The sequence below is a fragment of the Devosia sp. P2_G7 genome (assembly GCF_056403495.1).
Genome location: NZ_JBFUFI010000009.1, coordinates 35,585 through 61,245 on the forward strand (window position 1 = coordinate 35,585; position 25,661 = coordinate 61,245).

The 25,661-nt window shown below is 64.6% G+C and carries 22 protein-coding genes; 12 read left to right on the forward strand and 10 right to left on the reverse strand.

Annotation, left to right across the window (positions count from 1 at the left end; translation table 11 throughout):
- Window positions 1–32 precede the first annotated feature (32 nt).
- The 4 genes from AC1DWU_RS15275 to AC1DWU_RS15290 form a co-directional block, all read right to left on the reverse strand.
- Window positions 33–1,958, reverse strand: a complete 1,926-nt coding sequence (locus AC1DWU_RS15275) for a glycoside hydrolase family 127 protein (RefSeq protein WP_477150855.1) — start codon at window positions 1,956–1,958, stop codon at window positions 33–35.
- Between the two features lie 12 nt (window positions 1,959–1,970).
- A complete protein-coding gene (locus tag AC1DWU_RS15280) occupies window positions 1,971–2,807 on the reverse strand; it encodes a carbohydrate ABC transporter permease (protein ID WP_477150856.1) in 837 nt (278 codons plus the stop codon).
- Window positions 2,807–3,745 (reverse strand): carbohydrate ABC transporter permease, encoded by a 939-nt coding sequence (locus AC1DWU_RS15285; protein WP_477150857.1) that lies wholly within the window; start codon window positions 3,743–3,745, stop codon window positions 2,807–2,809. The genes AC1DWU_RS15280 and AC1DWU_RS15285 overlap by 1 nt, the downstream gene beginning before the upstream one ends.
- A 62-nt stretch (window positions 3,746–3,807) precedes the next feature.
- On the reverse strand, window positions 3,808–5,064 hold the full coding sequence (locus AC1DWU_RS15290) for an ABC transporter substrate-binding protein (protein ID WP_477150858.1): 1,257 nt from the start codon (window positions 5,062–5,064) through the stop codon (window positions 3,808–3,810).
- Window positions 5,065–5,307: 243 nt separating this feature from the next.
- Between AC1DWU_RS15290 and AC1DWU_RS15295 the strand changes: the two genes are divergently transcribed.
- Complete coding sequence (locus tag AC1DWU_RS15295) at window positions 5,308–6,024, forward strand: GntR family transcriptional regulator (RefSeq protein ID WP_477150859.1); 717 nt, start codon at window positions 5,308–5,310, stop codon at window positions 6,022–6,024.
- Here AC1DWU_RS15295 and AC1DWU_RS15300 read toward each other — a convergent pair.
- Both AC1DWU_RS15300 and AC1DWU_RS15305 read right to left on the reverse strand, forming a co-directional pair.
- Window positions 6,021–7,814: an aminopeptidase P family protein gene (locus AC1DWU_RS15300; protein ID WP_477150860.1), complete on the reverse strand. Its 1,794-nt coding sequence runs from the start codon at window positions 7,812–7,814 to the stop codon at window positions 6,021–6,023. The genes AC1DWU_RS15295 and AC1DWU_RS15300 overlap by 4 nt on opposite strands.
- A gap of 2 nt (window positions 7,815–7,816) precedes the next feature.
- Complete coding sequence (locus tag AC1DWU_RS15305; RefSeq protein WP_477150861.1) at window positions 7,817–8,731, reverse strand: dihydrodipicolinate synthase family protein; 915 nt, start codon at window positions 8,729–8,731, stop codon at window positions 7,817–7,819.
- A 183-nt stretch (window positions 8,732–8,914) separates the two neighbouring features.
- Between AC1DWU_RS15305 and AC1DWU_RS15310 the strand changes: the two genes are divergently transcribed.
- The 5 genes from AC1DWU_RS15310 to AC1DWU_RS15330 all read left to right on the forward strand — a co-directional run bounded on the left by AC1DWU_RS15310 (window position 8,915) and on the right by AC1DWU_RS15330 (window position 15,756).
- Window positions 8,915–10,657 (forward strand): ABC transporter substrate-binding protein, encoded by a 1,743-nt coding sequence (locus AC1DWU_RS15310; RefSeq protein ID WP_477150862.1) that lies wholly within the window; start codon window positions 8,915–8,917, stop codon window positions 10,655–10,657.
- 71 nt (window positions 10,658–10,728) lie between these two features.
- On the forward strand, window positions 10,729–12,570 hold the full coding sequence (locus tag AC1DWU_RS15315) for an ABC transporter ATP-binding protein (protein WP_477150863.1): 1,842 nt from the start codon (window positions 10,729–10,731) through the stop codon (window positions 12,568–12,570).
- Window positions 12,567–13,499 (forward strand): ABC transporter permease, encoded by a 933-nt coding sequence (locus AC1DWU_RS15320; RefSeq protein ID WP_477150864.1) that lies wholly within the window; start codon window positions 12,567–12,569, stop codon window positions 13,497–13,499. Before AC1DWU_RS15315 ends, AC1DWU_RS15320 begins: the two co-directional genes overlap by 4 nt.
- The gene (locus tag AC1DWU_RS15325; protein WP_477150865.1) at window positions 13,496–14,449 is read left to right on the forward strand and encodes an ABC transporter permease; all 954 of its coding nucleotides are present in this window, start codon (window positions 13,496–13,498) and stop codon (window positions 14,447–14,449) included. The genes AC1DWU_RS15320 and AC1DWU_RS15325 overlap by 4 nt, the downstream gene beginning before the upstream one ends.
- An 11-nt stretch (window positions 14,450–14,460) precedes the next feature.
- Entirely contained in the window at window positions 14,461–15,756 is a 1,296-nt protein-coding gene (locus AC1DWU_RS15330; protein ID WP_477150866.1) for an alpha/beta fold hydrolase, read from the forward strand.
- 23 nt (window positions 15,757–15,779) lie between these two features.
- Here the strand turns inward: AC1DWU_RS15330 and AC1DWU_RS15335 are convergent, their stop codons facing one another.
- Genes AC1DWU_RS15335 through AC1DWU_RS15350 form a run of 4 tightly spaced genes read right to left on the reverse strand, consistent with a single transcriptional unit; the run spans window position 15,780 to window position 19,485 of the window.
- Window positions 15,780–16,778: an aldo/keto reductase gene (locus tag AC1DWU_RS15335; protein WP_477150867.1), complete on the reverse strand. Its 999-nt coding sequence runs from the start codon at window positions 16,776–16,778 to the stop codon at window positions 15,780–15,782.
- Between the two features lie 39 nt (window positions 16,779–16,817).
- Window positions 16,818–18,047: an NAD(P)/FAD-dependent oxidoreductase gene (locus AC1DWU_RS15340; protein WP_477150868.1), complete on the reverse strand. Its 1,230-nt coding sequence runs from the start codon at window positions 18,045–18,047 to the stop codon at window positions 16,818–16,820.
- Between the two features lie 3 nt (window positions 18,048–18,050).
- Window positions 18,051–18,365, reverse strand: coding sequence for a MocE family 2Fe-2S type ferredoxin (locus AC1DWU_RS15345; protein WP_477150869.1), 315 nt, complete (start codon window positions 18,363–18,365; stop codon window positions 18,051–18,053).
- A 25-nt stretch (window positions 18,366–18,390) separates the two neighbouring features.
- Window positions 18,391–19,485: a fatty acid desaturase family protein gene (locus tag AC1DWU_RS15350; protein ID WP_477150870.1), complete on the reverse strand. Its 1,095-nt coding sequence runs from the start codon at window positions 19,483–19,485 to the stop codon at window positions 18,391–18,393.
- 140 nt (window positions 19,486–19,625) lie between these two features.
- Here AC1DWU_RS15350 and AC1DWU_RS15355 point away from each other — a divergent pair, with 140 nt between their 5' ends.
- From AC1DWU_RS15355 to AC1DWU_RS15380, 6 genes are all read left to right on the forward strand, one after another.
- Window positions 19,626–20,645: a LacI family DNA-binding transcriptional regulator gene (locus AC1DWU_RS15355; RefSeq protein ID WP_477150871.1), complete on the forward strand. Its 1,020-nt coding sequence runs from the start codon at window positions 19,626–19,628 to the stop codon at window positions 20,643–20,645.
- Window positions 20,646–20,841: 196 nt separating this feature from the next.
- The gene (locus tag AC1DWU_RS15360; protein ID WP_477150872.1) at window positions 20,842–21,672 is read left to right on the forward strand and encodes a TIM barrel protein; all 831 of its coding nucleotides are present in this window, start codon (window positions 20,842–20,844) and stop codon (window positions 21,670–21,672) included.
- Window positions 21,673–21,754: 82 nt separating this feature from the next.
- On the forward strand, window positions 21,755–22,684 hold the full coding sequence (locus tag AC1DWU_RS15365; RefSeq protein ID WP_477150873.1) for a sugar ABC transporter substrate-binding protein: 930 nt from the start codon (window positions 21,755–21,757) through the stop codon (window positions 22,682–22,684).
- 81 nt (window positions 22,685–22,765) lie between these two features.
- Entirely contained in the window at window positions 22,766–24,304 is a 1,539-nt protein-coding gene (locus AC1DWU_RS15370) for a sugar ABC transporter ATP-binding protein (protein WP_477150874.1), read from the forward strand.
- Between the two features lie 27 nt (window positions 24,305–24,331).
- Window positions 24,332–25,354 carry an ABC transporter permease gene (locus tag AC1DWU_RS15375; RefSeq protein ID WP_477150875.1) on the forward strand — a complete coding sequence of 341 codons (1,023 nt, stop codon included), beginning with the start codon at window positions 24,332–24,334 and terminating at the stop codon, window positions 25,352–25,354.
- Between the two features lie 12 nt (window positions 25,355–25,366).
- A complete protein-coding gene (locus AC1DWU_RS15380; protein ID WP_477150876.1) occupies window positions 25,367–25,573 on the forward strand; it encodes a LacI family DNA-binding transcriptional regulator in 207 nt (68 codons plus the stop codon).
- Window positions 25,574–25,661 lie beyond the last annotated feature (88 nt).

The window sequence follows — 25,661 nt, forward strand, 5'->3', positions numbered from 1 at the left end:
TATCCACGTGGTTCACCGCTCCGGCATCGCCGCTACGCACCTTCCGCGCGTATCCAGACCTGCATGCCTCCCGCCTCGCGGTTGGCCCACAAGTGATAGGGAATCGCGCGGAAACGCCGGGGCTCTCGCAATGGCGGTTCCGACCGGTACAGCGCACCTGTCCAACCGTCTTCTGATGTCACCTCGGCCTCCCCGGTGAGAACGACCGCGCCACCAAGCAGGCTCGGTACGAACTGGGTCTCGATGGGACCGTCCTTCAGCACGAAGCGTTGCGGCGCCATCGCATTGTCGACTTCCTCGAGGCAATAGACGATAGGTCCGCGCTTCAGCGCGATACGACCCATATCCTGGCTCACCGCCGGGTGGGCGCTCAGGCGCTCGACCGGCATATCGAGGTGCATCCTGATCTCGTCGCCTGCCCGCCATTCTCGGTCGATCGTCGCGTAGCCTTTGGCGATCGGCGGCTGCACCGCGTCGCCGTTCACCGCAAATCTTGCGCCGCGGCACCAGCCCGGCACCCGAAGCTTGAGCGCCATGCGCCGTGGTACCTCCGGCGACACGCTGATCCGGACGTCTCCGTCCCAGGGGTAATGTGTGGTCTGGGCGACGGTGACGCGCTGGCCGTCGACGGTCAGCTCGGCAGTATTGGCGCCATAGAGGTGGACTGCCAGATCAGCGCCGCGCGTCGTGTAGAAATAGCTGCCCAGCGACGCCAGCAGGCGGGCGATGTTGGTCGGGCAGCACGGGCAGTAGTGCCACTTCCAGCGTCGGTTTTCGCCGTGGCTCTCGAGAACGTTGTCGTAGAAGTAGTGCTCGCCGTCGCGGGAGATGCCCGAGAGCGCTCCGTTGAACAACACGAGCTCGACGTGATCGGTGAAGCGCGCATCGAGATCGATCTGCGCCATGCGGTGACCCCAGAAGGCGAGCGCAACCGCGGCGCAAGTTTCGGCGTAAGCCGTGTCGTTGGGCAGGTCGTATTCGCGGGTGAAGCCCTCGTTGGAATGCGCCGGACCAAGGCCGCCCGTTACGTAGAGCTGGCGAGTGGTCAGGTTGTCGAAGAGCCGGTTGCAGGCCGCCAGCAGCGACATGTCGCCGGTCTCGACCGCGACATCGGCCATCGCCGAGAACAGATACATTGCCCGAACGGCGTGACCGACGACCTGCGTCTGCTCGCGCACGGGCATGTGGGCCTGGCTGTAGGAATAATCCTTGAAGATGTACCTGGCGGGATCGTCGCCGCGGCGCCGCGCTTCGTCGTCATAGTATGACGGCATCTGGCCGCGGGCATCGATGAAGAACTTCGCCAGTTCGAGATGCCGCGGATCCTTGGTCACGCGGTAGAGCTTGATGAGCGCGATTTCCATTTCTTCATGCGCATCGTAGCCCTGCTTCTTGCCGGGCTCGGGGCCGAACGTGTCGATGATGTGATCGACAAGCTTCAGCATGACGTCGAGGAAGCGCCGCTTCCCCGTTGCCTCGAAATAAGCGACCGCGCCTTCCAGCAGGTGGCCCATCGAGTACATTTCGTGCAGGTCGCGCAGATTGGTCCAGCGCTTGTCGGGCTCGCGGCGAATGAACCACGAGTTGAGATAGCCATCCGCAAGCTGTCCGTCGGCGAGCTTGTCGACGATATCGTCGATCTTGGCTTCAAGCTCGGGGTTGGGGTGGGCGCGCAGCGTGTAACTCGATGCCTCGATCCACTTGCCGAAGTCGCTGTCGAAGAAGTGCTGCATCGACAGGCCGCTCGGCTGGATCGGACGGACCAGCGGAGCGGGAGGATTGCGGAAATTGAGGACCTCGAGGAAGCCTTCCTCGTCGAGCCGCCTGTGCTGGGAAGGTACCGTGACCTTGCGCACAGTCTCGGACCAGCTCTCCCAAAAGCCGCCGGCAAAGTCGACCTTGGTGTGGTCGGCCGGCAAATAGCGTTCGATACGGCGCGGATTGGAAAGGTCTGACATGTTGGCTCTGGGTTATTTCACGGCGCCTGCCGTCATGCCGCGCACGTAGTAGCGCTGCAGCAGCAGGAAGAGGACGAGACAGGGAAGCATGGTGAGGGTGACGCCCGCCTGCAGGGCGCCCCAGTCGATGATGCCGTAGAGGCCCGACGAGACGTTCACCAGCATGATGGGGAGCGTGAACTTGTTCTGATCGGAGAGGAAAATCAACGCGGCCAGAAACTCGTTCCAGGAATTGAGGAAGGCGAACAGGGCAACGGTCGCGACGCCGGGGAAAGCGATTGGCACCATGATGCCCATCAGCAGCGTCCATTGCGATGCGCCATCGATCCTCGCGGCTTCGACCAGCGCCTTGGGCACGGCGTCGAACGCGTTGCGCATCATGAAGATCGAGAAGGGCAGCTGGAAGGTTGTGTAGATCAGCACGAGGCCGAGCTGGCTGTTCTGGAGCCTCAGGAACTTCAGCACGAGGAAGAGCGGCGTCAGGATCGACTGGAAGGGGATCATCAGCGTCGCCATCACGACGACGAAGAGCGCGAGCTGCCCCGGAAACTTGAACTTGGAGAAGCCGTACCCCGCCGGCACGGCTACGAGGAGCGTCAGCGCCACCGTACCGGCGGCAATGAGCACGGAATTGGTGGCGTAGACGTGCCAGCCCGCGCCGACAGTCTGGAGCCGCCCGTAATTCTCAAGCGAAAAGCGGTTCGAAAAGAGTGACACGGGGTCAGCGAGCGCCGCCGCGGCGGGCTTGAAGGAATTGGCAACCGACCAGACCATCGGCCCCAGAAAGAAGACCGCGAGGAGGACCCAGGCGAGGTAGAGCCCGGTGCGCTGCAAAGGCGTCATGGGCATCAGCTTTCCTCCGGCCGGCTGCGCAGGAAAGCAAGCTGGATGGAGCTGATGGCGACGAGCACGACCAGGAGCACCAGCGACAATGCCGATCCATAGCCCAGCCGGTACGAGGTGAAGGACGCGAGGAAGATCGAGAACACCGCCGAGATGGTCGAGTTCTGCGGCCCGCCTTGCGTGATGATGAAGAACTGGTCGAACGCCAGCATGGATGAGGTGATGTTGAGCACGAGGACCAGGAGGATCGAGTTGCGGATCAGCGGCAGCGTAATGAGGCGGAACCTGCTCCATGGGCTGGCACCATCGATCTTGGCAGCTTCGATGAGTTCGTTGGGAACGCTTTGAAGGCCGGTCAGCAGGATCACCATGGAGAAGCCTGCGCTCTTCCACACGACCATCAGGATGATGACCCCCATCGCAGGCCAGAACTGTTCCAATGGCCGCGGCGCGGAGTTGATGAGTCCGAGGCCCAAGAGGAGTTTCGCAAACACGCCGCTATCGGGGTTGAGCAGCCAGATCCAGAGAGTTGAGGCAGCGCCGAAGCCGATGACGACGGGCATGAAATAGATGGTGCGGAACAGGCCGGCAGCGCGCAGGGGCCTGTCCACCAGCAGCGCCAGCGGCATCGCCACGACGAACAGCGCAACGGTGACGAGGACGGTGTAGAGCGCGGTGAAGCCCAGGCTGCGCCAGAGCTGCTGGTCGCCGATGAGCTCGAGATAGTTGTCGCCGCCAATGAAGCTGGCTTTGCCGAGCAGCGGCCAGTTGTAAAAGCTCATCCACACCGTCATGCCCAGCGGCAGCAGGAAGAACACCGCAATCATCAAGATGCTTGGCGAGATGAAGGCGAGGCCGAGCCATTGCTTGGGCTCGCGCCCGACGCGCGAGATGGTCTTGCGTGCGACGTGCGGGATGGTCTTGGAGGCGGTGGTGTCGGTCATCGCGGGACTCGGTGGTGATAGCGGAGGGCCGGCGCCGAAGCGCCGACCCCGTCCGGGAGGACTTACTCGGGGTTGGTCCGGTCGAGGATCTTGGTGAACTCGGCCTGGCCGGCCGCGATCGCCCCATCGATGTCGCCATCGAAGATTGCGCGATTGAGCAGGTTGAGCCACGGACCCGTGCGGCTGACGAAAAGCTCGTCCGACGCAAACGTGTAGGGGGTCTTGGCATTGGCCAGCATGTTGTAGGCGATGAGGTTGCGCGGATCGAACTGCGCATAGGCCTCGTCGGCCACGTCGGTGCGCGGCGGCATGCCCGATTCCTTGGTGATGAACACCTGCTGGGCGGGCTGCATGTAGAAGTCGACGAAAGCTTCGGCGACCGCCTTCTTCTCGGGCGAGATGCCCTTCATCAGCGTAAGGGCATCGCCGCCGGCAAAGCTCGACTGCCCGCCATCCGGACCCGAGATCGGCACGATGCCGAAGTTCACGTCCGGATACTGGCTGGTGAGCAGGTTGACGATGTACGAGCCGGTCATCAGCACGCCGACCTTGCCCGACGCGAAGGCCGCGACGGCGTCGCTGCCATTGCCTGAGCGCGAGGTCGGGTGGATGGAACCATCCTTCCACATCTGGTTGTAGAGGCCGAGGACGGCGCGCAGTTCCGGCGTGTCGATCGTGGCAGTGCGACCGTCGGCGGAGAGGATGTCGGCGCCCGCCGCCCACACGTGCGGCGTGAAGGTGTAGACCTGCCAGCTGCCCGACGGGGCGACGAAGAAGAAGCCGTAGATGTCGTCGCTGAGGGCGCGGACCTTGGCTGCATCGGCAGCAACTTCCTTGAGCGAGGTCGGTCCCTTCTCGGGATCGAGGCCGGCCTTCGCGAACAGATCCTTGTTGTAAGCGATGACCGAGGCATCCGGCAGCGTCGGCACAGCGTATTTCCGGCCATTGTAGGTGCCCAGACGCAAGTGCGACGGGCTCATGCTGTTGGCGTAGGACAGGCCGTCGATGAAGTCGGTGATGTCCTCGAGGCTGTCGGTAGCCGCGAAGGTCGGCAGATAGATCAGGTCGAGCACTGCGCCGTCCGGCGGTGCGCCGGCGGCGATCGAGGCGCCGAGCTTGGTCACCATCTGCTCGGCAGTGATCTGCGTGATGACGACCTTGTCCTCATGGCTGGCATTGAACTGGTCGGCCAGGGCCTGAAGCACGGCTCCCGACGACGTACGCACCCATAGGTTGATTTCTTCGGCTGCGGATTGGCCGATCGCGGCCCCCGCCAGCAGCAAGCCTAGCGAAAAGCTGGCAAGATACCTTTTTCTCATTTCGCACTCCCTCCGTGGACCGGCGCCCCATGTGGCGCCTGGCTACCAAGACGCTAGCAATGGGTCGAACCGAGAGTCGATGAACACGCGTCACTATTTTCGCACATTCGAGAAATTGATTTCTCGATATTTCGCATATTTTCGCACGTGCCGAGGTAGTTGTGAGACGAGTGCCTTCGGCATAGAGGAGTCGCATGAGGCAGGGAGTTGAACGTGCCAGCCACACAGGTGGGTAAGGCCAGAGTGTCCGAGACAGGGGCGGAGAAACCCGCTCGCTCGCGTGGCCACGGCTCGCGCATCGTCTACGAGACGCTCCGGCACGCCATTCTCGACCTTGAGCTGGAGCCCGGCAGTCCGCTGGACGAGGTGAGCCTGTCGACGCAGTTCGACATGTCGCGCAGCCCGATCCGAGAGGCGCTGGTTCGCCTTGCAGCCGACGGCCTCGTGACCACCTTGCCCAACCGCAGCACCATCGTGTCGGTCATCGATTTCGTCCGCCTGCCGATCTACTTCGAGGCGCTGACGCTGATGTATCGTGTGACCACGCGCTCGGCTGCGGTTCACCACGGCGAGGAGCACATGGTCGCGATCCGTGGCCATCAGGCGGCTTTCGCCGAAGCTGTCAATCGTCGTGACGCCGTCGGCATGATCGTGTCGAACCGCGACTTCCACGTCGCCATCGCCGAGGCGGGTGGCAACGACTACTTCACCGCGCTGTTCACGCGGCTGCTGGACGAGGGCAGGCGCATCCTGCGCCTCTATTACCAATCGTTCGGCGACAAGCTGCCCCAGCAATATGTCGCCGAGCACGACGCCATCGTCGGCGCAATCGAAGCGGGCGACGCCGAGCTGTGCGACCGGCTGGCGAGTGCGCATGCCGCCCAGATCGTGCAGCAGATCCGCAGTTACCTTGCGCGCGAAACGGTGACGCAGGTGCCGCTCGAAGACATGGAGCGCTAGGCGCGCTGCTCCGCGACCGGTGCGGTCCAGCGTTCGACCCGCCGTCGCGCGGCCTCGGACAGGCCATCCCACAGCACGCTGCGCACACGCGCATGGTACGCGTCGAGAAAGGTGACCTCGCTGCGCGTCAGTGCATCGAGATCGGCCAGCGACAGGTCAATCGGCACCAGCGTCAATGTCTCGAAGCGGAGGAAGCCGTTGCTGCCGGCCACCGTTTCCACCTCGTTCTCGATCCTGAGGCCGAACGCATCCTCGCGATAATAGCCCGGCTCGATCGTCATGATCACGCCCGCTTCGAGGGCATGGGGGTTGTGTGTCTTGCCGAAGCGATGGGGATGCTCATGTACGGCAAGGTAGTGGCCGACGCCGTGCCCGGTCCCATGATCGAAATCGAGCCCCAGGTCCCATAGTGGGCGGCGCGCCAGCGCATCGAGCTGATGGCCCGTCGTGCCCTTGGGGAATTGCGCGATCATGAGCGCGATGAAGCCCTTCAGCACCGCCGTGTAGGCGCTGCGCACGTCATCGGCGACCGGGCCGAAAGCAGTGGTGCGCGTCGCATCGGTGGTGCCCCCGAGATACTGCCCGCCGGAATCGAGCAGGAAGGGCGCCGCCGCGGTGATTGCCGTATTGGTCGCGTCGCTCGAACTGTAGTGGCACATGGCGGCGTTGGCGGCGGACGCCGCGATGGTATGGAAGCTCGCCTCAACGAAGTTCGCGCCCTGCTGGCGGAACTCGAGGATCTTGTCTTCCGCCTCGAGTTCAGTGATGGGCCGGCCTGATGCATGACGCCCCGCAACATTGTCGTGAAGCCAGGTCATGAACTCCGTCCAGGCAATGCCGTCCGCCACGTGGGAATCGCGGAAGCCCTGCAACTCGGCAGGGTTCTTGAGCGCTTTGGCAACCGTGATCGGGCTGATTGCTCCGACGATGCGACCATTGCCGCGGGTGACCGACAGCCCGGCCGCCGCGGATGCGAAGGTCGGGTCGACCAGCACGGCCTGACCATCGGAGCGCTTCTCCAGTGTGGGCAGCAGTGCCGCCGGGTCGCGGATATCGACGCCATCAAGCTCGTATTCGCTCCGATCATTGGGCAGCTTGCCCTCGGCGACGAACCACTCGGTGTTGCCGGTGCGGTCGAGCAGCACGAAGGAATGCGGCATCGGCATGTGGGCGATATCGCTGCCTCGCACGTTGAGCAGCCACGCAATATTGTCCGGCTGGGTCTCGACCATGAGGTCGGCGCCCAGTTCGGCCAGTCGCTCGCCGATCCGCCGGCGCTTACTCTGCGAAGTTTCACCCGCAAAGCCCAACGGGAAGTTCGAGATGCGGCCCATCGGCGGTGGCGGTTGGTCGGCCCAGATCGCATCGACAGGATCGCCGTCGACGAGGACCAGCGAGCCGCCGGCCTCCGTTACGGCGCGCTCGAGCTTCCCGTAGAGTTCCGATGGCACCAGCATCGCGTTGACGCCAATGCGGCTGCCGCGCGGCAAATTCTCAGCGATCCAGCGCTCGATGGGGAAATCGTAGAAATGCGCGATCTCGATGGCCCCCAGATCGATCTCCTTGCGCACCTGAACCTGGTAGCGGCCATCGACGAAGATCACCGCCCGGTTGGCGAGCACCAGTGCGATGCCGGCTGAACCACTGAAGCCGGTCACATGGCGCAGGCGCTCGTCGTGTGGCGCAACGCTCTCGCCCTGATGGGCGTCGAAGCGGGGAACCACCATGCCATCGAGCCCAACCGAGGATAGATGGCGCCTCAGAAGCGGGAGAACGTCGTTCGTGGCCATCGTCAGAAGCCGTAGCGGGCGAGGTTCGGCCGGTTCTTGAGGCCGGTTTCCGTGACCTTGCGTACATGCGCCTCCTCGGCACCGATCAATGGCAGGCGAGGCTGGCGCACAAGGGGCGAGGTGCCGCGGACGATGTGCTCGACCAGCTTGATGTTCTGGACGAATTTCGGGCCGATATCCATGTGCAGGAGCGGCAGGAACCAGCGGTAGATTTCTAGTGCCTCGGCGATCCGGCCCTGTTGCACGAGCTTGTAGATCGCGACGGTCTCATGCGGAAAGGCGACGACGAGGCCGGCAATCCACCCGCTGCAGCCGAGGATAAGACTCTCGAGCGCAAGGTCATCGACGCCTGTGAGAAGTTGGTAGCGATCGCCGACGGCGTTGAGTGTTTCGTTGATGCGCCGCGTGTCACCGGTCGACTCTTTGATGGCGACGAATTTGGGTTCGTCCGACATCTCCTGCAGCATCGCGGCATTGATATCGATGCCGTAGGCGAGGGGGTTGTTGTAGATGATGATGGGCAATGGCGAGGCCGCGGCGATGGCGCGGTAATGGGTGACCACCTCGCGGTCATCGGCGAGGTAGCGCATGGCGGGCAGCACCATCAGACCCTCGATGCCGGCCTTGGCTGCCTCGGCGGCGAGTTCGGCGCCGGCGCGCGTCGAGTCCTCGGCAATGGTCAGCAGTACCGGGACCCGACCGGCCGCTTCCTCGATCGCCGCCCGCGCGATCGCCAGCTTTTCTTCGCGCACGAGGCTGCTCGCTTCGCCGAGCGATCCGCACATGATGACGCCGTCGACGCCCGCCTCGATCTGGAAGGCGACGTCGGCTCTCACGCCCGCATAATCCACCTCCTGATCGGCCTTGAGCTTGGTGGTGAGGGCGGGAAGTACGCCGCGAAAATCGCTCTTGTTCATCTGAACCTCGGGACTGTGAAGGCACCGTTCGACAACGGTCACGAGCCCCACTCATAGGGCCGCGATCTTCTGTCGGCAAGATGTCGACAATACGCTTGACGTGAATTTGGGAGCGGACAAGTATGCGACCGGCAGCGACGGCCCAGCAGGGACGATCGCGCCGAAAAACACAGGAGGGTCTTCATGGGACGTTCGAGACTGTTGTCGCGGCTGGCGCTCGTAGGGCTGCTGGCTGGCGCCTGTTCAATCCCGGCGCTAACGGCCTCCGCACAGGAAGCGGGTGGGGTACTGCGCATTCTGGGCACCGAGGATATTGACCATTTCGATCCAACCTCGGCGGCTCTCGTCACGTCGAATAACTTCCTGCGCGCCACGACGCGCCAGCTGATCTCCTACAAATCGTCCAATGACGAGCTGGTCCGCGTGACGCCCGAGGGTGACCTCGCGACGGAAGTCCCGCAGCCCACCGACGATGGGCTGACCTACACGTTCAAGCTGCGCCAGGGCGCGATGTGGAATGCGGCGTCCGGCGCCCGCCAGATCACCTCGGCCGATTTCGAGCGTGGCGTCAAACGCATGTGCAACCCGGCCCTGGGCTCGGCGGCGCTGACCTACTATACGGGTCTGATCGCGGGCCTCGCCGAGTTCTGCGACGGGTTTGCCAAGGTCGAGCCGACCGTCGAGGCCATGAAGGCCTATATCGAAGGCAACGACATCCCCGGCATCGAGACGCCGGACGACGAAACCATCGTCATCAAGCTCAAGCAGCGTGCCGGCGACTTCATCTTCATGCTGTCGCTGCCCACTTCCGCGCCGGCTCCGGTCGAAGTTCTCGACTACATGCCGGATGGCCCGGACTACCGCGCCAACTTCATCGCCAGCGGCCCCTATACCCCGGCCGAATACACGCCGGACAGCTCGATGCAGCTGGTGCGCAATCCATCCTGGAAAGCCGACAGCGATCCGCTGCGCAAAGCCTATGTCGATGAGATCCAACTCACCTTTGGGCTCACCGTCGATGCCATCATGCAGCAATTGCAGTCGGGCGATGGCGACATGACCTATGACGTCACCATTCCGCCGGCCGTGCTGCAGACGCTGATCGCTGCAGGCGACGACAAGCTGGTGACGGTGTCGTCAGGCAACACCAATTTCATCTTCATCAACACCGTCTCGGGCAACAACAATGGCGCGCTCAAGGACCTGCGCGTCCGCCAAGCGCTGAACTATGCCGTCGACAAGGCGGCGGTGGTGCAACAGCAGGGCGGCCCCGAGATCGCCAAGCCGGTCAACGGCATCTTCGGTGTCGGTGTGCTGGGCTATCACGAGTTCAACCTCTATCCGTCCGATGGCGACAAGGGTGATCCGGAAAAGGCCAAGGCGCTGCTCGCCGAGGCCGGCTTCCCCAACGGCATCACCCTCAAGATGCCGTACCGCAACAAGGGCATCGAGCCCAACATCGCCCAGACCATCCAGGCCTCGATGGCACGTGCGGGCATCACCCTCGAGCTCACCCCGGTCACCGCTTCCGACTACTATTCGAAGTTCATGACCAACCCGGTGAACACCAAGGACGGCACCTGGGACATCGCGCCCGTGGGCTGGACGCCCGACTGGGCCGGTGGCGCCGCGCGCTCCGTGTTCCAGCCCCAGTTCAGCTACGACGGCACGCACCAGACCTACAACTACACCGACTACAACAACGACAAGGCGAACGCGCTGGCCGACCAGGCCATCAATGCGCCGACCGCCGAAGAAGTCGGCAAGCTCTGGGGGCAGGTCGACGAACTGGTCATGGCCGACGCGCCCGTAGTTCCGCTCATCGCCAACCTCATCGTGCTCTATCATGGAGCCGCGGTGCAGGGTTTCGAGCCCTACTCGCTGGGCGTCCAGGGTGACTGGACCAATGTCTGGCTGCAACGCTAGGCTCTGATCTGAAGGCACGCCCGCGCGCCCATGAGGTGCGCGGGTCTCTCCTCGCTAGCGGAGTGCGTGGCTTGGCTGTTCTGGAAGCGCGGCATCTCAGCGTCGATATCCCAACCGAAGACGGCATCATCCACGCGGTCCGCGATGTCTCGTTCTCGATCGAGGCTGGCGAGCTGTTCGGTATCGCCGGCGAGTCCGGCTCCGGAAAGAGCGTTCTGGCCCAGTCGATCCTCGGTCTGTTGCCCATGGCGCGCGTCAGCGGCGAGGTGCTGTTCGAAGGTCGAAGTCTCCTCGATCTGTCGCAGCGTGAGCAGCAATCGATACGAGGCTCCCGCATCGGCATGATCTTTCAGGATCCGATGTCGAGCCTTCATCCCTACTACTCGGTGGGCAGCCAGGTCGCCGAGATGATCCACGCCCATGAGAAGGTGTCGCGCGAAGCGGCGCGCCGGCGCGTCGTCGATATCCTTGCGCGCGTCGGCATCACTTCGCCCGACGAGCGGTACGATCATTTTCCGCATCAGTTCTCCGGCGGCATGCGGCAGCGCGTGATGATCGCCATGGCGCTGGTGCTGCGGCCGCCGCTGGTGATCGCCGACGAACCGACCACAGCGCTCGACGTTACCGTACAGGCACAGGTCGTGGCCCTGCTCGACGAGATGCGCCGCGAACTGGGTACCACGGTGATCATGATCACCCACGATCTCGGGCTGCTGTCGAGTGTCGCCGACCACATCATGGTGATGTATGCCGGGCGCCGCATGGAGATCGGGCCGAGTGCGCCGCTCTTTGCGGCACCAAGCCATCCCTACACGGCGGGCCTGCTTGCCTCGTCGCCATCCAACTACGCGGCCGGTGCCGAGCTGGTGCCGATCCCGGGCCGCCCACCGAGCCTGCTGCAGAACCCGACCGGCTGCGTATTCGCGCCGCGCTGCTCGAGCGCGATGCCGGCCTGCAGCATGCCGCCGCCGCTTCGCGTCTATAGCGACGGCCTCGAAGCCTTATGCTGGCTGGAAACCACGCCCGTGCCCGCCGCCGTCCCAGCGTCGGCAAGCCAAGGCAAAGTCGAATCCTCCGATGTCGTCGTCACCGTGGAAGGGGTGCGCCTGAGCTTCCGGGGCGGCGGGCCGCTCTGGCGGGGGCAGGAGGTCGAAGTCCTCAAGGGCATCAACCTCGAACTGCGGCGCGGAGCGACACTGGGACTGGTGGGCGAGAGCGGCTGCGGCAAGTCCACGCTGGCGCGCGTCATCGCGGGGCTCATCCCGATGACCGCCGGTCGCGTCACGCTGCTCGGACAGGACATCTCAACGCTCGATACCGCCGCCTGGCAGGCGCTGCGGCGGCAAGTCCAGCTCGTGTTCCAGAACCCCTACGGCGCCCTCAATCCACGCCGGCGCGTCGGCGCCATCATCGGCGATCCATTCCGCATCCACGGCATCGCCTCGGGTCCCGAGCGCAAGACCGAAGTACAGCGCCTGATGGAACTGGTCGGCCTCAATCCGGAGCACTACAACCGCTTCCCCTCCGAATTCTCCGGCGGCCAGCGGCAGCGCATCGGCATCGCCCGGGCGCTGGCGCTCAACCCCGCCCTGATCATCTATGACGAGCCGGTCTCCGCGCTCGATGTCTCCATCCAGGCGCAGATCCTCAACCTCATGCGCTCACTGCAAGAACAGCTGGGCCTGACCTACCTCTTCATCTCGCACGACCTCGCCGTGGTGCGGCATGTCTGCGACCGTGTCGCGGTGATGGAGGCGGGCCGGATCGTCGAGATGGCGGACACCGAAACGCTCTACGCCGCGCCCCAGCATCCTTATACGCGCACGCTGCTTGCCGCATCGGTCTCACCGCCGCCGCGCCATCCGGTTGCCGGTCGCCGCCTCGTCACCTCCGTCGCCACGGAGCTGGCATGAGCGTCGGCGCGGCCTCCCCCGTTGTCCAGCGCAGCTCGCTCGCGCTCACCCTGCGCCGCCTCTTGCGCGATCCGGCGAGCGTTGCCGCCTTCTGCTTCATCATCCTCACGGTGATCTTCGCCTTCTCCGCGCCGCTGATCGCGTCGGCCACAGGCCACTCGCCGATCGAGCAGTATCGCGACACCGGCCTGTCACCCATGGGCCTGCCGGTCGCGCCCAACAGCGAGTTCGTCTTCGGTACCGATCATCTTGGCCGCGACGTGCTGGTGCGCCTCGCGTATGGGGCGAGCGTATCGCTGACCGTCGGCATTCTCGCGGCACTTGCCGCCGCCGTCGTTGGCGTCACGGTCGGCATGGTCGCCGGCTTCTTCGGTGGCTGGGTCGACACGGTGCTGAGCCGCGCCATGGACCTCGTGATGAGCGTGCCGTTCCTGCTCTGCGCCCTCGCGCTGGTTTCCGTCTTCGGGCCCAGCCTCTCTCTCAGCATCGGCGTTATCGTCTTTTTCAGCTGGACCACGATGGGCCGCGTCATCCGCGGCCAGGTGATCTCGCTGCGCCGGCAGGAGTTCGTGGAAGCGAGCCGCTCGCTGGGGGCAGGGCCGCTGTCGATCATGTTCGTCGACATCCTGCCCAATCTCAGCGTGCCCATCATCGTCTACACGACCATGATGATCCCCGGCTCGATCGTCTTCGAGGCCACGCTGTCCTTCCTCGGCATGGGTATCGTGCCTCCGGCGCCAAGCTGGGGCGGGATGCTCGCCGATGCCGCCGCGAACTCGATCTATCTCGTCGCCTGGTGGCTGGTGCTGATTCCCGGTCTGGCCCTGCTCCTCACCACGCTGGCCTTCAACATCCTCGGCGATGGGCTCCGCGATGCGCTCGATCCGAAGGGCAGGCGGGTGGTAGGCCAGGTGAGGACGAAGCCATGATCCGCTTTCTCGCCGGCCGCGTGATGTTCGGCGCACTGGTGCTGTTCGCGCTCAGCGTCTTCGTCTTCTTCCTGTTCTTCATCGCGCCCGGCGATCCCGCCCGCATGATCGCCGGCGACAAGGCGACCGAAACGCAGCTCATCCAGATCCGCACCAATCTCGGACTCGATCGCCCCATCACCGAGCAATATGTCCGCTTCATCGGCAATGCGCTCCACGGCGATCTCGGCTTCTCGTATCGCAACCAGCAGCCGGTCGCGAAACTGATCATCAACCGGCTGCCGGCGACCCTTTCGCTGGTCATCGGCGGCGTCATCGTCTGGCTTGCAGTGGGCATTCCCGTCGGCATCATGTCGGCACGGCATGCGGGAGGTCTGCGCGATCGGGTGGGGCAGGGCTTCATCCTCATCGGGCTGAGCTTTCCAACCTTCGTCCTCGGCATGGTGTCGCTCTACCTGTTCTATTTCCTGCCGCGACAGGCGGGCTTCACTTTGCTCCCTGCGGGCGGTTTCAAGCCATTCCTGCCCAACCCTGCAATCTGGGCCTGGCACCTGATCCTGCCATGGTCGACACTCGCTCTCACTACCTCGGCCGTCTATGCGCGATTGACGCGCGGGCAGATGCTCGAGGTGATGGGCGAGGACTACATCCGCACCGCCCGCGCCAAGGGCCTCAGTGAGCGCAAGGTCGTCTGGAAGCACGCCATGCGCGCGACGCTGACGCCGCTCGTCAGCCAGCTCGGCGCCGATGTCGCGCTGCTGCTGGGCGGTGCCATCGTCATCGAGCAGGTTTATGGGCTTCAGGGCGTGGGCGCGCTGGCCGTGCAGGCCGTGGCCAATCTCGATCGGCCCATCATTATCGGCGTCGTCCTCCTGGGCGGCTTCTTCATCGTCATTGCCAACATCGCCGTCGACATCATCTACGTTTTGCTCGACCCGCGCGTCCGCTAGGAAAGACCGACATGCCAGTCGCCGAATACACCATTCCCGGCATGCACATTCGCGACCATCTGGTTCCGGTGCCGCTCGACTGGGCCGATCCGACCAGCTCGCCCATGATCGAAGTGTTCGTGCGCGAAGTCGTCGACCCGACCAAGAAGGCTGACAATCTGCCGCTGCTGGTGTTTCTCCAGGGCGGCCCCGGGGGCAAGTCGCCACGTCCCACCGCCGGCAGCCCATCGTGGCTCGCCGAGGCGCTGAAAACCCATCGCGTCATCCTCCCCGATCAACGCGGCACCGGACGCTCCACCCGCATCGAGGCCGCGACGATGGCGCAGTTCGCCGATGGCGCAGCCGGTGCGGACTATCTCGTCAAGTTCCGCGCCGATTCGATCGTCGATGACTTCGAGCATGTGCGGAAGACGCTTTTCGCCGGCAAGCGCTGGGAGTCGCTCGGGCAAAGCTACGGCGGCTTTTTGACCCTCACCTACCTGTCGCGCTACCCCGACGCCCTTGGCGCCTGCTACGTCGCCGGCGGTCTCGGGAGCCTCAGGCCATCGGCCGAAGAAGTCTATCGTCGCACCTACCCACGCGCCGCGGCCAAATCGGCGCGCTTCTACAAGCGCTACCCCGACGATGTGGCCCGCGTTGCCGCTCTGGCCGATTTCATCGATGCCAATGATGTGCGGTTGCCGGACGGCGACCGGCTGACGGTCAGGCGCCTCCAGATCGTCGGCATCGACCTGGGCATGGGACCCGGGCTCGAGAACATCCATTGGTTGATCGACGAGGCATTCTCTTCACCCGAGCATCTCTCGGACCATTTCCTTGCGACGATCATGAGCGAGACCAGCTACGACGGTGGCCCGCTCTTCGCCGCCTTGCAGGAGAGCATTTACGGCCACAATGCCGGCGCCACCAATTGGGCCGCCGAGCGCGAACGCCTCAACCATCCCGAGTTCTCGCCGGCGGCCCGGCCGCTGCTGTTCACCGGCGAGATGATGTTCCCGTGGATGTTCGAGGAAATCCGCTCTCTCCGTCCCTTCCGCGCGGCCACCGAGGCCCTCGCCAAAAGAGAGACATATCTACCGCTCTACGACCCCGCCCGCCTGACGGCGAACGACGTTCCCGTCGCGGCGGTCGTCTATCATGACGATCTCTATGTCGATGCCGGGCTGTCGCTCGAGACCGCCTCGGAGGTCGGCAACCTCACGCCGTGGATCACCAACGAGTTCGAGCATGACGGCATCCGCCAGAGCGCCAGTGTCTTCAAGCGACTGGTCCAGATGGTCAAGGAACAAGGCGGCCCGCTGAGCTAGCCCTCGGTCGACGGGACAATCCGTCAGGCGTCCTCGAGCAAGCCGAAGTTCTTGAAGTCGGCGAAGTTCTTCGTCCAGCGGTGCTTTTCGAACAGCTCGGTGAAGACCTCGTCGGGTAGCGGGCCCTCGGCGACCGCGTCGATATTCATCTGCGCGTGCTGCGGCACATGCATCGAGGAAATGGCGGTGGTGACGCCGGGGTGCTGCAGCACGAAGCGTAGAGCGAGGGCGGCAAGAGAAGAGGCGTATTTCGGGATGTAGCGGCGCAGGCGATCGACCTTGGCAATGTAGGCCTCTCGCGGCACCGATAGATCGAAATAGCCATCGCGGAAATCGCCCGGCTCGAACCGGGTGTCGCGCTGCAGATAGCCCGTGAGCCCGCCCTCATCGAGGACGCAGCGCGCAATCACTGCCACGGAGTTGGCGGCACAGGCCGGCACCAGCATCTCGAGCGCCAGCGGATCGAAGATGTTGATGATGGTCTGGATGCTGTCGATCGCGCCGTTTTGCGCCAGTGCCAGCGCCATGTCGGAGCGGTGATCGGGGATCGATACCCCGATATAGCGCACCTTGCCCTGCTCCTTGAGCCTCTGCAGCTCGTCCAGCCAATGACCGGAAGTGCCCCAGGAGGCCCAATAGGTGTGCAGCTGCAGTAGGTCGATCTGCTCGAGCCCCAGCGTCCTGAGCGACCGCTCGCAATCGGCGGTGCAGTGACCTTTTGGATAAGCCGCGTTCACGTCGACCGGCGTGCCCCATTGGCGCTGTCCGGCCAAGCCCGCGACCTTGGTGGCGACGAACGGTCGGAGGCCGCTCCACTCCTTGATGGCGACACCGACGATGCGCTCGGATTCACCGTAGGCACGTGCCGTGTCGATGAAGTTCACTCCGCGCTCCATGGCGAGGTGCAGGGCGTGCACGTGTTCTCTGTCGCTTTGCGCGCCGAACCAGCCCGCAAAGCCCATTGCGCCGAACCCCAGCCGGCTGACGCGGGTGGCGTCATCCCTGAACTTGGCGAACTGCATGTCTCAACTCTCCCGTTTGTCGAACTCCCCCGATCTTCGTCAGGCGGCGAGCATCGTTTTCAATTTCGCGTCGGCTCGGGCCAACAGTATCGGATCCGGCCGCGTGCCGCGTGCGATCAGCATTTCGGCAAGCCGGATGTCGCGTGCGACGGCGCCGCCCACCCCGATGCCACTGGCGGCCAGCAGCCGGCCGCCCTCGTCGAGATGGAACAGAATGAAGGCGCCATCGCCGAGATCGCGGCGGACAGTCTTGTGGTCCGGATCGGCGAGGCCGGCGACCTGCAGCGTGAGGTCGTACTGATCGGACCAGAACCAGGGCACGGCCGAATGCTGTGTCGCCTCGCCCAGCATGTTGGCGGCGGCGATTTCGGCCTGGTCGGTGGCGTTGCGCCAGGATTCGAGGCGCACGATGCGGCCATCGCGGCTCGCGAGCGGAAAGGCGCAGCAATCGCCGGCGGCAAAGATGTCGGGGTCGGTCGTCGCAAGCCGGGTATCGACGACGATGCCGTTATCGACGGTGAGGCCTGCCGCCGCCGCAAGCTCGGCATTGGGGACTGCACCGATACTCGCGACCAGCAGGTCGCCGAGGAAGGTGCGGCCGTCGGCGAGCGTGACCGCTGCGTCGGTGGCGTTGGTATCGATGCGCTCGACGGGCGTGCCGCAATGGATCTCGACGCCGGCCATGGCGTGCCGCGCCGCAACCACTTCAGCGATCGCCTCGGGGACGCCGCGCATGAGGATGCGCGGCTGCGTCTCGATAACGGTCACTTTCGCACCGCGGTCGCGGGCCGTCGCAGCGATCTCGAGACCGAGAAAGCCGCCCCCGAGGACAAGGAGCTCCGCGCCTTGCGGCAGGCGATCGCGTAGCGAGACGCAGTCGTCGATCGTGCGCAGATAGGCGATGCCGGGGATGTAGATCCCTTCGTGCATGAGCTTGCGCGGTCGCGCTCCGGTGGCAAGCAGCAGCCGATCGTATGCAAGGGTGTCGCCGTCGCCGAGGCTGATCCGTTTGCGGTGTCGGTCGATGGCGGTGACGAGGCTTACCCGATGCGTGATCCGCGCCTCAGCCAGTTGGTCGCGATGCGTCACGAACCGCGCCGGCGCATCGTCTGTGGCGAGGACAGCCTTCGACAGCGGCGGGCGCTCGTAGGGGAGATGCGGCTCGGAGCCGATCAGGTCGATGGGGCCGTCATAGCCCTTGCTGCGCAGGGCAAGGGCAGCGCGCAATCCGCATTCGCCCGCTCCAACGATGACCATGCCGGCGCGCATGGCTCAACCGATCTCCACGAGGACCGCGTCGTCCTCGACCTTCACCGGATAGGTCACGAGGTTGACGCAGGCCGGGGCGCTCTTCGCCACGCCGGTCTTGTAGCTGAAGCGGCCATTGTGCTTGGGGCACTCGATCACGTCGCCCATGACAAGCCCGTCCGACAGGAACGCATGCTCGTGCGTGCAGATGCCGTCCGTAGCGAAGAACTCGCCGTCGGGGCTCTTGTAGATGGCGAACACCCGCCCGGCGTGATCGAAGCGGATCAGGTCCTCCTCGTCGACATCGTCCACGCTGCAGGCTTGTACCCACTGGCCCATCGGGCTCTCCTCCCAGTCAGTTCGTCTATTCGGCTGCGGCCGGCACTGGCGCAGCGTGCAGCTCTTCGCGGTACGGTTTGGCCGTCGGCGGCAGCTCGCGCTTGAGGAAATAGTCCTCGTATTTCAGCTGGCGCAGGAAGGCCGGGATCATCTCGCGATAGCCGGCGAGAACGGACGGGGTCGGCGCCGGCAGGTCATGCTTGATCGCCTCGTGCAGCCTGGGCAGCGCGTGGTAGGGCACCATCGGGAACATGTGGTGCTCCACGTGGTAGTTCATGTTCCAGTAGATGAACCGGCTGATCGGGTTCATCAGGACGCTGCGCGAATTGAGCCGGTGGTCGGTGACGTTCTCGGCCAGCCCGCCATGCTGCAACAGCCCGGTCATCACGTGGTGCCAGGCGCCGTAGAGCCGGGGCAGCCCGACCAGCATCAGCGGCAGGATCGACTGCATGTACAGGGCGAGGCCGATCACCACGGCGTAGATCGCGAGCCAGATCCGGGCGACGCGGATCACCTTGTGCTGCTCCATCTCAGGGATGAAGCTCTTTTCGGCCGAGCTGAGGTTGCCGGCGGCGTTGCGCAGCATGTCGCCGATCGCGAACCAGGCGTCGTAGAGGCCGACGAAGTTGGCGATGAGCCGCAACAGGTCCGGCGGCCGCATCACCGCGATCTCGGGATCGCGCCCGACGATAACCGTGTCGGTGTGGTGCCGGGCGTGGCTCCAGCGCCAGGTCACCGGGTTGCGCATGATCATGAAGCACGCGAGCTGATAGACGGCGCGGTTCATCCACTGCGTCTTGAACGCTGTGCCGTGGCCGCATTCGTGCCAGCGCGAGTCTGTGGCCGAGCCGTAGAGCACGCCATAGGCGAGGAAGAGCGGCACGGCCCACCACGAGCCCCAGAAGTAGATGCCGCCGGCCGCAAAGATAGCCATCAGGCCCAGCCATATGATGGTGTCGCGGATGGCGGGCGCATCCGAGCGCTGCATCAGCTCCTTCATCTGCTTGCGCGGCACATCGGTGTGGTACCACTCGGCGGCAGCGAGGCCGCTTTCCACGGCGCGTTGGGCGTCAGGCCCGAACAGGCTGTAGTCGCGCCTGGTCGTTGTTGGGTTCGTCATCGTCTCCTCCACACTGCCGGATGGACCGGCAACGTCGAGCAACGGCTACCCGCAATAGTCGTTGTGGCGCAACGCCGCCATGATGTATTCTATCAGAAACAATCATCTGCCCCATCAGCCAATGAGCGGAACGTGCCACGATGAAGCGACCAACCATTGCCGATCTCGCCGATGTCGCCGGCGTGAGCGTGGCCACAGTGGACCGTGTGCTGAACCGACGCCTACCCGTCCGCGAGGCGACAGCGCTGCGCGTGGTCGAGGCGGCTGAAGCGATCGGCTATCACGCAACGGGCCTGTTGAAGCAGCGGCTGAACGAGGTGCCGCAGCGCACGTTCGGGTTCCTGCTGCAGCGCCGCAACGCCTACTACACAGCGCTTGCGGAGGCTCTCATCGAGGCGACGCGCAGCGCCAGCTTTATCCAGGGCCGCGCCATCGTCGAGCATATAGACGAGATCGTGCCGTCGAGCATCGCCGCACGCCTGCGCGAGATCGCGCCACGCGTGGATGCCGTCGCTGTCGTTGCCGTCGACCATCCGATCGTCAACGAGGCGATCGGCGAACTCGCTGCCAGTGGCAAGCCGGTGGTGACGCTGATCACCGACGTGACGGCGCCCAACCGGGCCGGCTGCCTGATGGCCGATCGGCATAAGTCGGGGCGCACTGCCGCCTGGGCGATCTCCCGGCTGTCGCCGGAGGCAGGCAAGGTCGGCATCGTGATCGGCAGTCATCGCTATCTCAGCCAGGAGACGTCGGAGATCAGCTTTCGCAGCTACATGCGGGAGAATGCGCCGCAATTCACTCTGCTCGAGCCGGTGGTGAACCTCGATGACCACCAGCTCTGCTACGAGGCGGTCATCGACCTCGTGACCTCGCATCCGGATCTCGTCGGGATCTACTGCTGTGGCGGCGGCGAGGAGGGGCTGGTGCGGGCCCTGCGCGAAGAGGCCAGGGGACGGCGCATCGTCACGGTCTGCAACGAGCTCACGCCGGTAACCCGGCAGGCGCTCATCGATGGCGTTATCGACCTGGTCCTGGGAACGCCGGTTCCGGCGCTGGCCCAGCGAACGGTCGAGGTCCTGGCGCAGGCCGTGTCCGAGCCGCAGCGCGGCATGACCCAGGTCCTGCTACCGGCAGACCTCTATATCAGCGAGAACATCTGAACCCTGAAGTTTCCGTCATCGCCTATCATCACCAAAATGATGGGCAATGATAGGTTCGTGATAGGAAACAATCTTCCGGTTTGACACTTCCGGAATGGAACGGGCAGTCTAAACACCAATTGGAATGTTACAAACGTTCCATCTTGGCCGGCAGAACGCGCACAAGAACGCGCAGCCGGAGGGGAGGACTGCCGCCATGTCGTCAACGATCGACTTCGCCCTCAATCATATGGTCGCGCCGCAGCTCGACCTGGTCTCTTTCTTCAGGCTGGCGCGATCGCTGGGCCTGACTGGCGTCGAAATCCGCAACGACATCGCCGGCCAGGCGATCCTCGACGGCGCCTCGGCTGCGACCGTGCGGGCAAAGGCTGAAGCGGCTGGCGTCTCGATCCTCACCATCAACGCGCTGCAGCGTTTCAACGACTGGACCTCGGAGCGTGAGCGCGAGGCGCGGGCTCTCATCCAATACGCTCGGGATTGCGACGCGGCGGCGCTGATCCTTGTGCCCGTGAACGATGGCTCTGGCCGCGGTGACGGCGAGCGTCAGGCCAATGTCCGCACCGCACTGACCGCGCTGAAGCCGATGCTGGAAGATGCCGGGATCATCGGGCTCGTCGAGCCGCTGGGCTTCGAGATTTGCAGCCTGCGTTCGAAGCGCGAGGCGGTGCAAGCCATCCGGACAGTGCTGGGCGAGAACGTATTCCGCGTCACTCACGACACGTTCCACCACCATCTGGCGGGGGAGCCGGACCTGTTCCCGGAGTTCACCGGCCTCGTCCACATCTCCGGCGTCGATGATCCGAACGTCGCGATCCGCGACATGCGCGATGCTCACCGCGTCCTCGTCGATGCACGCGATCGCATTGGCAACGTCGAGCAGATCGCTGCCCTCACCGCCGCCGGCTATCGCGGTCCCTTCTCGTTCGAGCCGTTCGCCGACGAGCTGAGAACGCTGACCGATCCGGCCGCTGCCATCAGCAAGAGCATCGAGTTCGTCAGGGGGCAACTCGCCGCCCAGGCGGCCTAGCTGCCTCACGACCGGGCCCTCAGGGAGGGGGCCTCCGGCATGTTCAGGCGCCGCCGGACGCCGCAAAGTGGAGGATATCGAATTGAAGAAGACCATTCTGGCCGGCCTCGCGCTGGCACTGATGACCGGAACCGCGATGGCCGAGAATGTCGGCGTCAGCATGGCTCTGTTCGACGACAACTTCCTCACCGTGCTGCGCAACGGCATGATCGACTATGCGAAAACGCTCGACGGGGTGAACCTGCAGGTCGAGGACGCGCAGAACGATGTGGCCAAGCAGTTGAGCCAGATCCAGAACTTCATCGCCTCCGGCGTCGACGCCATCATCGTCAACCCGGTGGATACTTCGGCCACCGCGGCGATGACCAAGCTTGCCGCCGACGCCAAGATCCCGCTGGTCTATGTGAACCGCCAACCGATCGACGTCGACGCGCTGCCCGACAACGCCGCGTTCGTCGCGTCGAACGAAGTCGATAGCGGCACGCTCGAGACCAAGGAGGTCTGCAAGCTCTTGGGCGGCAAGGGCAACATCGTCGTGATGATGGGCGAGCTCTCCAACCAGGCAGCCGTGCAGCGGACCGCCGACGTGCACGACGTGCTGGCAACGCCGGAGTGCTCCGGTCTCAAGATCGTGGAGGAGCAGACCGCCAACTGGTCGCGTACGCAGGGCTCCGACCTGATGACCAACTGGCTCTCCGCCGGCCTGCAGTTCGATGCTGTCGTCGCCAACAATGACGAGATGGCGATCGGCGCCATCCAGGCCCTCAAGGCCTCCGGCCGGGCCATGGACTCGGTGGTGATCGGCGGCGTCGATGCCACGCAGGACGCGCTGGCGGCCATGGCGGCGGGCGACCTCGATGTCACGGTGTTCCAGAACGCTGCCGGCCAGGGCCAGGGCTCGGTCGATGCCGCCCTCAAGCTGGCGCGTGGCGAAGCCGTGGACCAGAAAGTCTGGATCCCGTTCGAGCTCGTGACCCCCGCCAATCTCGCGGACTACCAGGCCAAGAACTAACGGGATCTCTCCTCCCGCACTGGGGACGCGTGCGAGCCGCATGCGTCCCTTCTTTCCCCGCCTGGATGGAAAGGAAATTCCATGCTCAGTCCGACGACCATGCGCGCGGTCCGCGAGAGCGGCGCGGTTCCGCAATCCGAGTTCCTGCTGGAGGTGAGCGGGATCCGCAAGGAATTCCCGGGTGTGCTGGCCCTCGACGACGTCCAGTTCAAACTGAAGCGCGGCAGTGTGCATGCACTGATGGGCGAGAACGGCGCGGGCAAGTCGACGCTGATGAAGATACTCGCCGGCATCTATCAGCCCGATACGGGCGAGGTGCGGCTCAAGGGCCAGGACATCCGGCTCGTATCCCCGCTCGATGCGCTCGAGAACGGCATCGCGATGATCCATCAGGAGCTCAACCTGATGGCCTACATGACGGTGGCGGAGAACATCTGGATCCGCCGCGAGCCGCTCGGCGCCTTCGGCATGGTCGACCACAAGAAGATGCGCGACATGACGCGCGAGCTGCTGGAGCGGCTCCGCATCCCGATCGATCCCGAGATCAAGGTGCAGGAGCTCTCGGTCGCGAGCCGCCAGATGGTCGAGATCGCCAAGGCCGTCTCCTACCAATCCGATGTGCTGATCATGGACGAGCCGACTTCGGCGCTCACTGAGCGCGAGGTGGAGCACCTGTTCGAGATCATCCGCGCGCTGCGGTCCGAGGGGAAGGGCATCGTCTACATCACGCACAAGATGAACGAGCTGTTCGAGATCGCCGACGAGGTATCGGTGTTCCGCGACGGCCGCTACATCGGCACGCACGCCTCGGGCGAGATCACCCGCGACGACATCATCCGCATGATGGTGGGGCGCGAGATCACCCAGATGTTCCCCAAGGAAGAGGTGCCGATCGGGGACGTCGTGCTCTCGGTCAAGGGGCTGACCCTCAACGGCGTCTTCTCCGACGTGAGCTTCGACATCCGCTCGGGCGAAATTCTCGGCCTCGCCGGCCTCGTCGGGTCGGGCCGCTCGAACGTTGCCGAAACGCTGTTCGGCGTCACGCCCGCCAGCGTTGGCACGATTGCGATCAACGGCACTGAGGTGTCGGTCGCCTCGCCCAATGAAGCGATCCGGCACGGCATGGCCTTCCTCACCGAGGACCGCAAGGAGACCGGGTGCCTGCTCATTCTCGACGTGCTCGAGAACATGCAGGTCGCCGTGCTGCAGGATCGTTTTGTCAGGCTCGGCTTTGTCGACGAGCGGGGCGTGATCGACGCCTGCGAGAAGATGGCCGAGACGCTCAGGGTCAAGACCCCGAGCCTCAACGAGACGGTCGAGAACCTGTCGGGCGGCAACCAGCAGAAGGTGCTGATCGGTCGCTGGCTGCTCACCAATCCCAAGATCCTGATCCTCGACGAGCCGACGCGCGGCATCGATGTCGGAGCCAAGGCGGAAATCCATCGGCTGGTCTCCGGCCTCGTCCGGCAGGGCGTCGCGGTGCTGATGATCTCGTCCGAAATGCCGGAGGTGCTGGGGATGAGCGACCGCATCATGGTGATGCACGAGGGGCGGGTCACCGGCTTCGTCGATCGCGCCGACGCCGACCAGGTCAAGGTCATGGATCTCGCGTCGCGCTGAGGCGGGCGCTCGAGAGGGAGGAAAACGATGAGCATTGAGAACGCGAGTGCGACGGCCGCCACAAGGCCAACGGCGCAGCGCAGGCGGCGGCTGCCCACCGAACTGAGCATCTTTCTGGTGCTGGTCGGCATCGCGCTGATCTTCGAGGCGCTGGGCTGGATCTTCGTCCACCAGAGCTTCCTCGGTAACCCCGCCCGGCTGCAGATCATGATCCTGCAGGTCTCGGTGCTCGGCATCATCGCCGTCGGTGTGACGCAGGTGATCATTGCCGGCGGCATCGACCTCAGTTCCGGGTCGGTGGTCGGCGCCACCGCCATGGTCGCAGCCAGCCTTGCGCAGTCGTCGACGTGGCCGACACCGGTCTACCCCGGGCTGGTGGACCTGCCGTTCGTCATCCCGATCGGGGCAGGGCTGCTGTTCGGGCTCCTCGCCGGCGTCATCAACGGCGCCCTCATCGCCTACACCAGGATACCGCCGTTCATTGCGACGCTGGGCATGATGGTGTCAGCCCGCGGCGTCGCCAAGTGGTACACCACCGGCAAGCCGGTTTCGGGTCTCACCGAGCAGTTCACCTTTATCGGTACCTGGATCTGGCCGGTCGTCGTGCTGCTTGTCGTCGCGGCCATCTTCCACGTCGCGCTGCGCTATACCCGCTACGGCAAGTTCACTTATGCCATCGGCGCCAACCCGCAGGCGGCGCGCGTCTCGGGCATCAACATCGAGCGGCACCTGGTCAAGGTCTACGCCATCGCCGGGCTGCTGGCGGGGCTCGCCGGCGTGATGACCGCAGCTCGCGCCCAAAGCGGCCAGGCCGGTATGGGCGTGATGAACGAGCTCGACGCCATCACCATGGCGGTGATCGGCGGCACCTCGCTGGCCGGCGGGCGCGGTTCCATCCTCGGCACGGTGATCGGCATGATCATCCTCGGCACCATGATCTCCGGCTTCACATTCCTGAGGGTCGACGCGTTCTACCAGGAGATGATCAAGGGCGTGATCATCGTGGGTGCGGTCATCGTCGACCAGTACCGGCAGCGCCGGAAGAAGTAGGCGGAGGGGGCCATGTTCGAACCCGCGCTGGGCATCGAGCGCCTTGGGACGATCAAGGAAATCGCTCAACTCGTCGGCGTCGCCGAGAGCACGGTGCATCGCGCCCTCAAGGGCACCAGCGTGAGCGATGAAACCCGCACGCGGGTCATCTCTGCCGTGCGGGAGATCAACCAGCGCAAGATCAGGCTGGTCGATGAAAGAAGGGGATCTGACCTCTAGTCGGCTCGCTCCTCCGGCGCGCCAGGTGTCAGGATCGTGGGCCCCAAAATCGCCAGCCCATTCGGGACGCCGCGACGAGACTGCACTG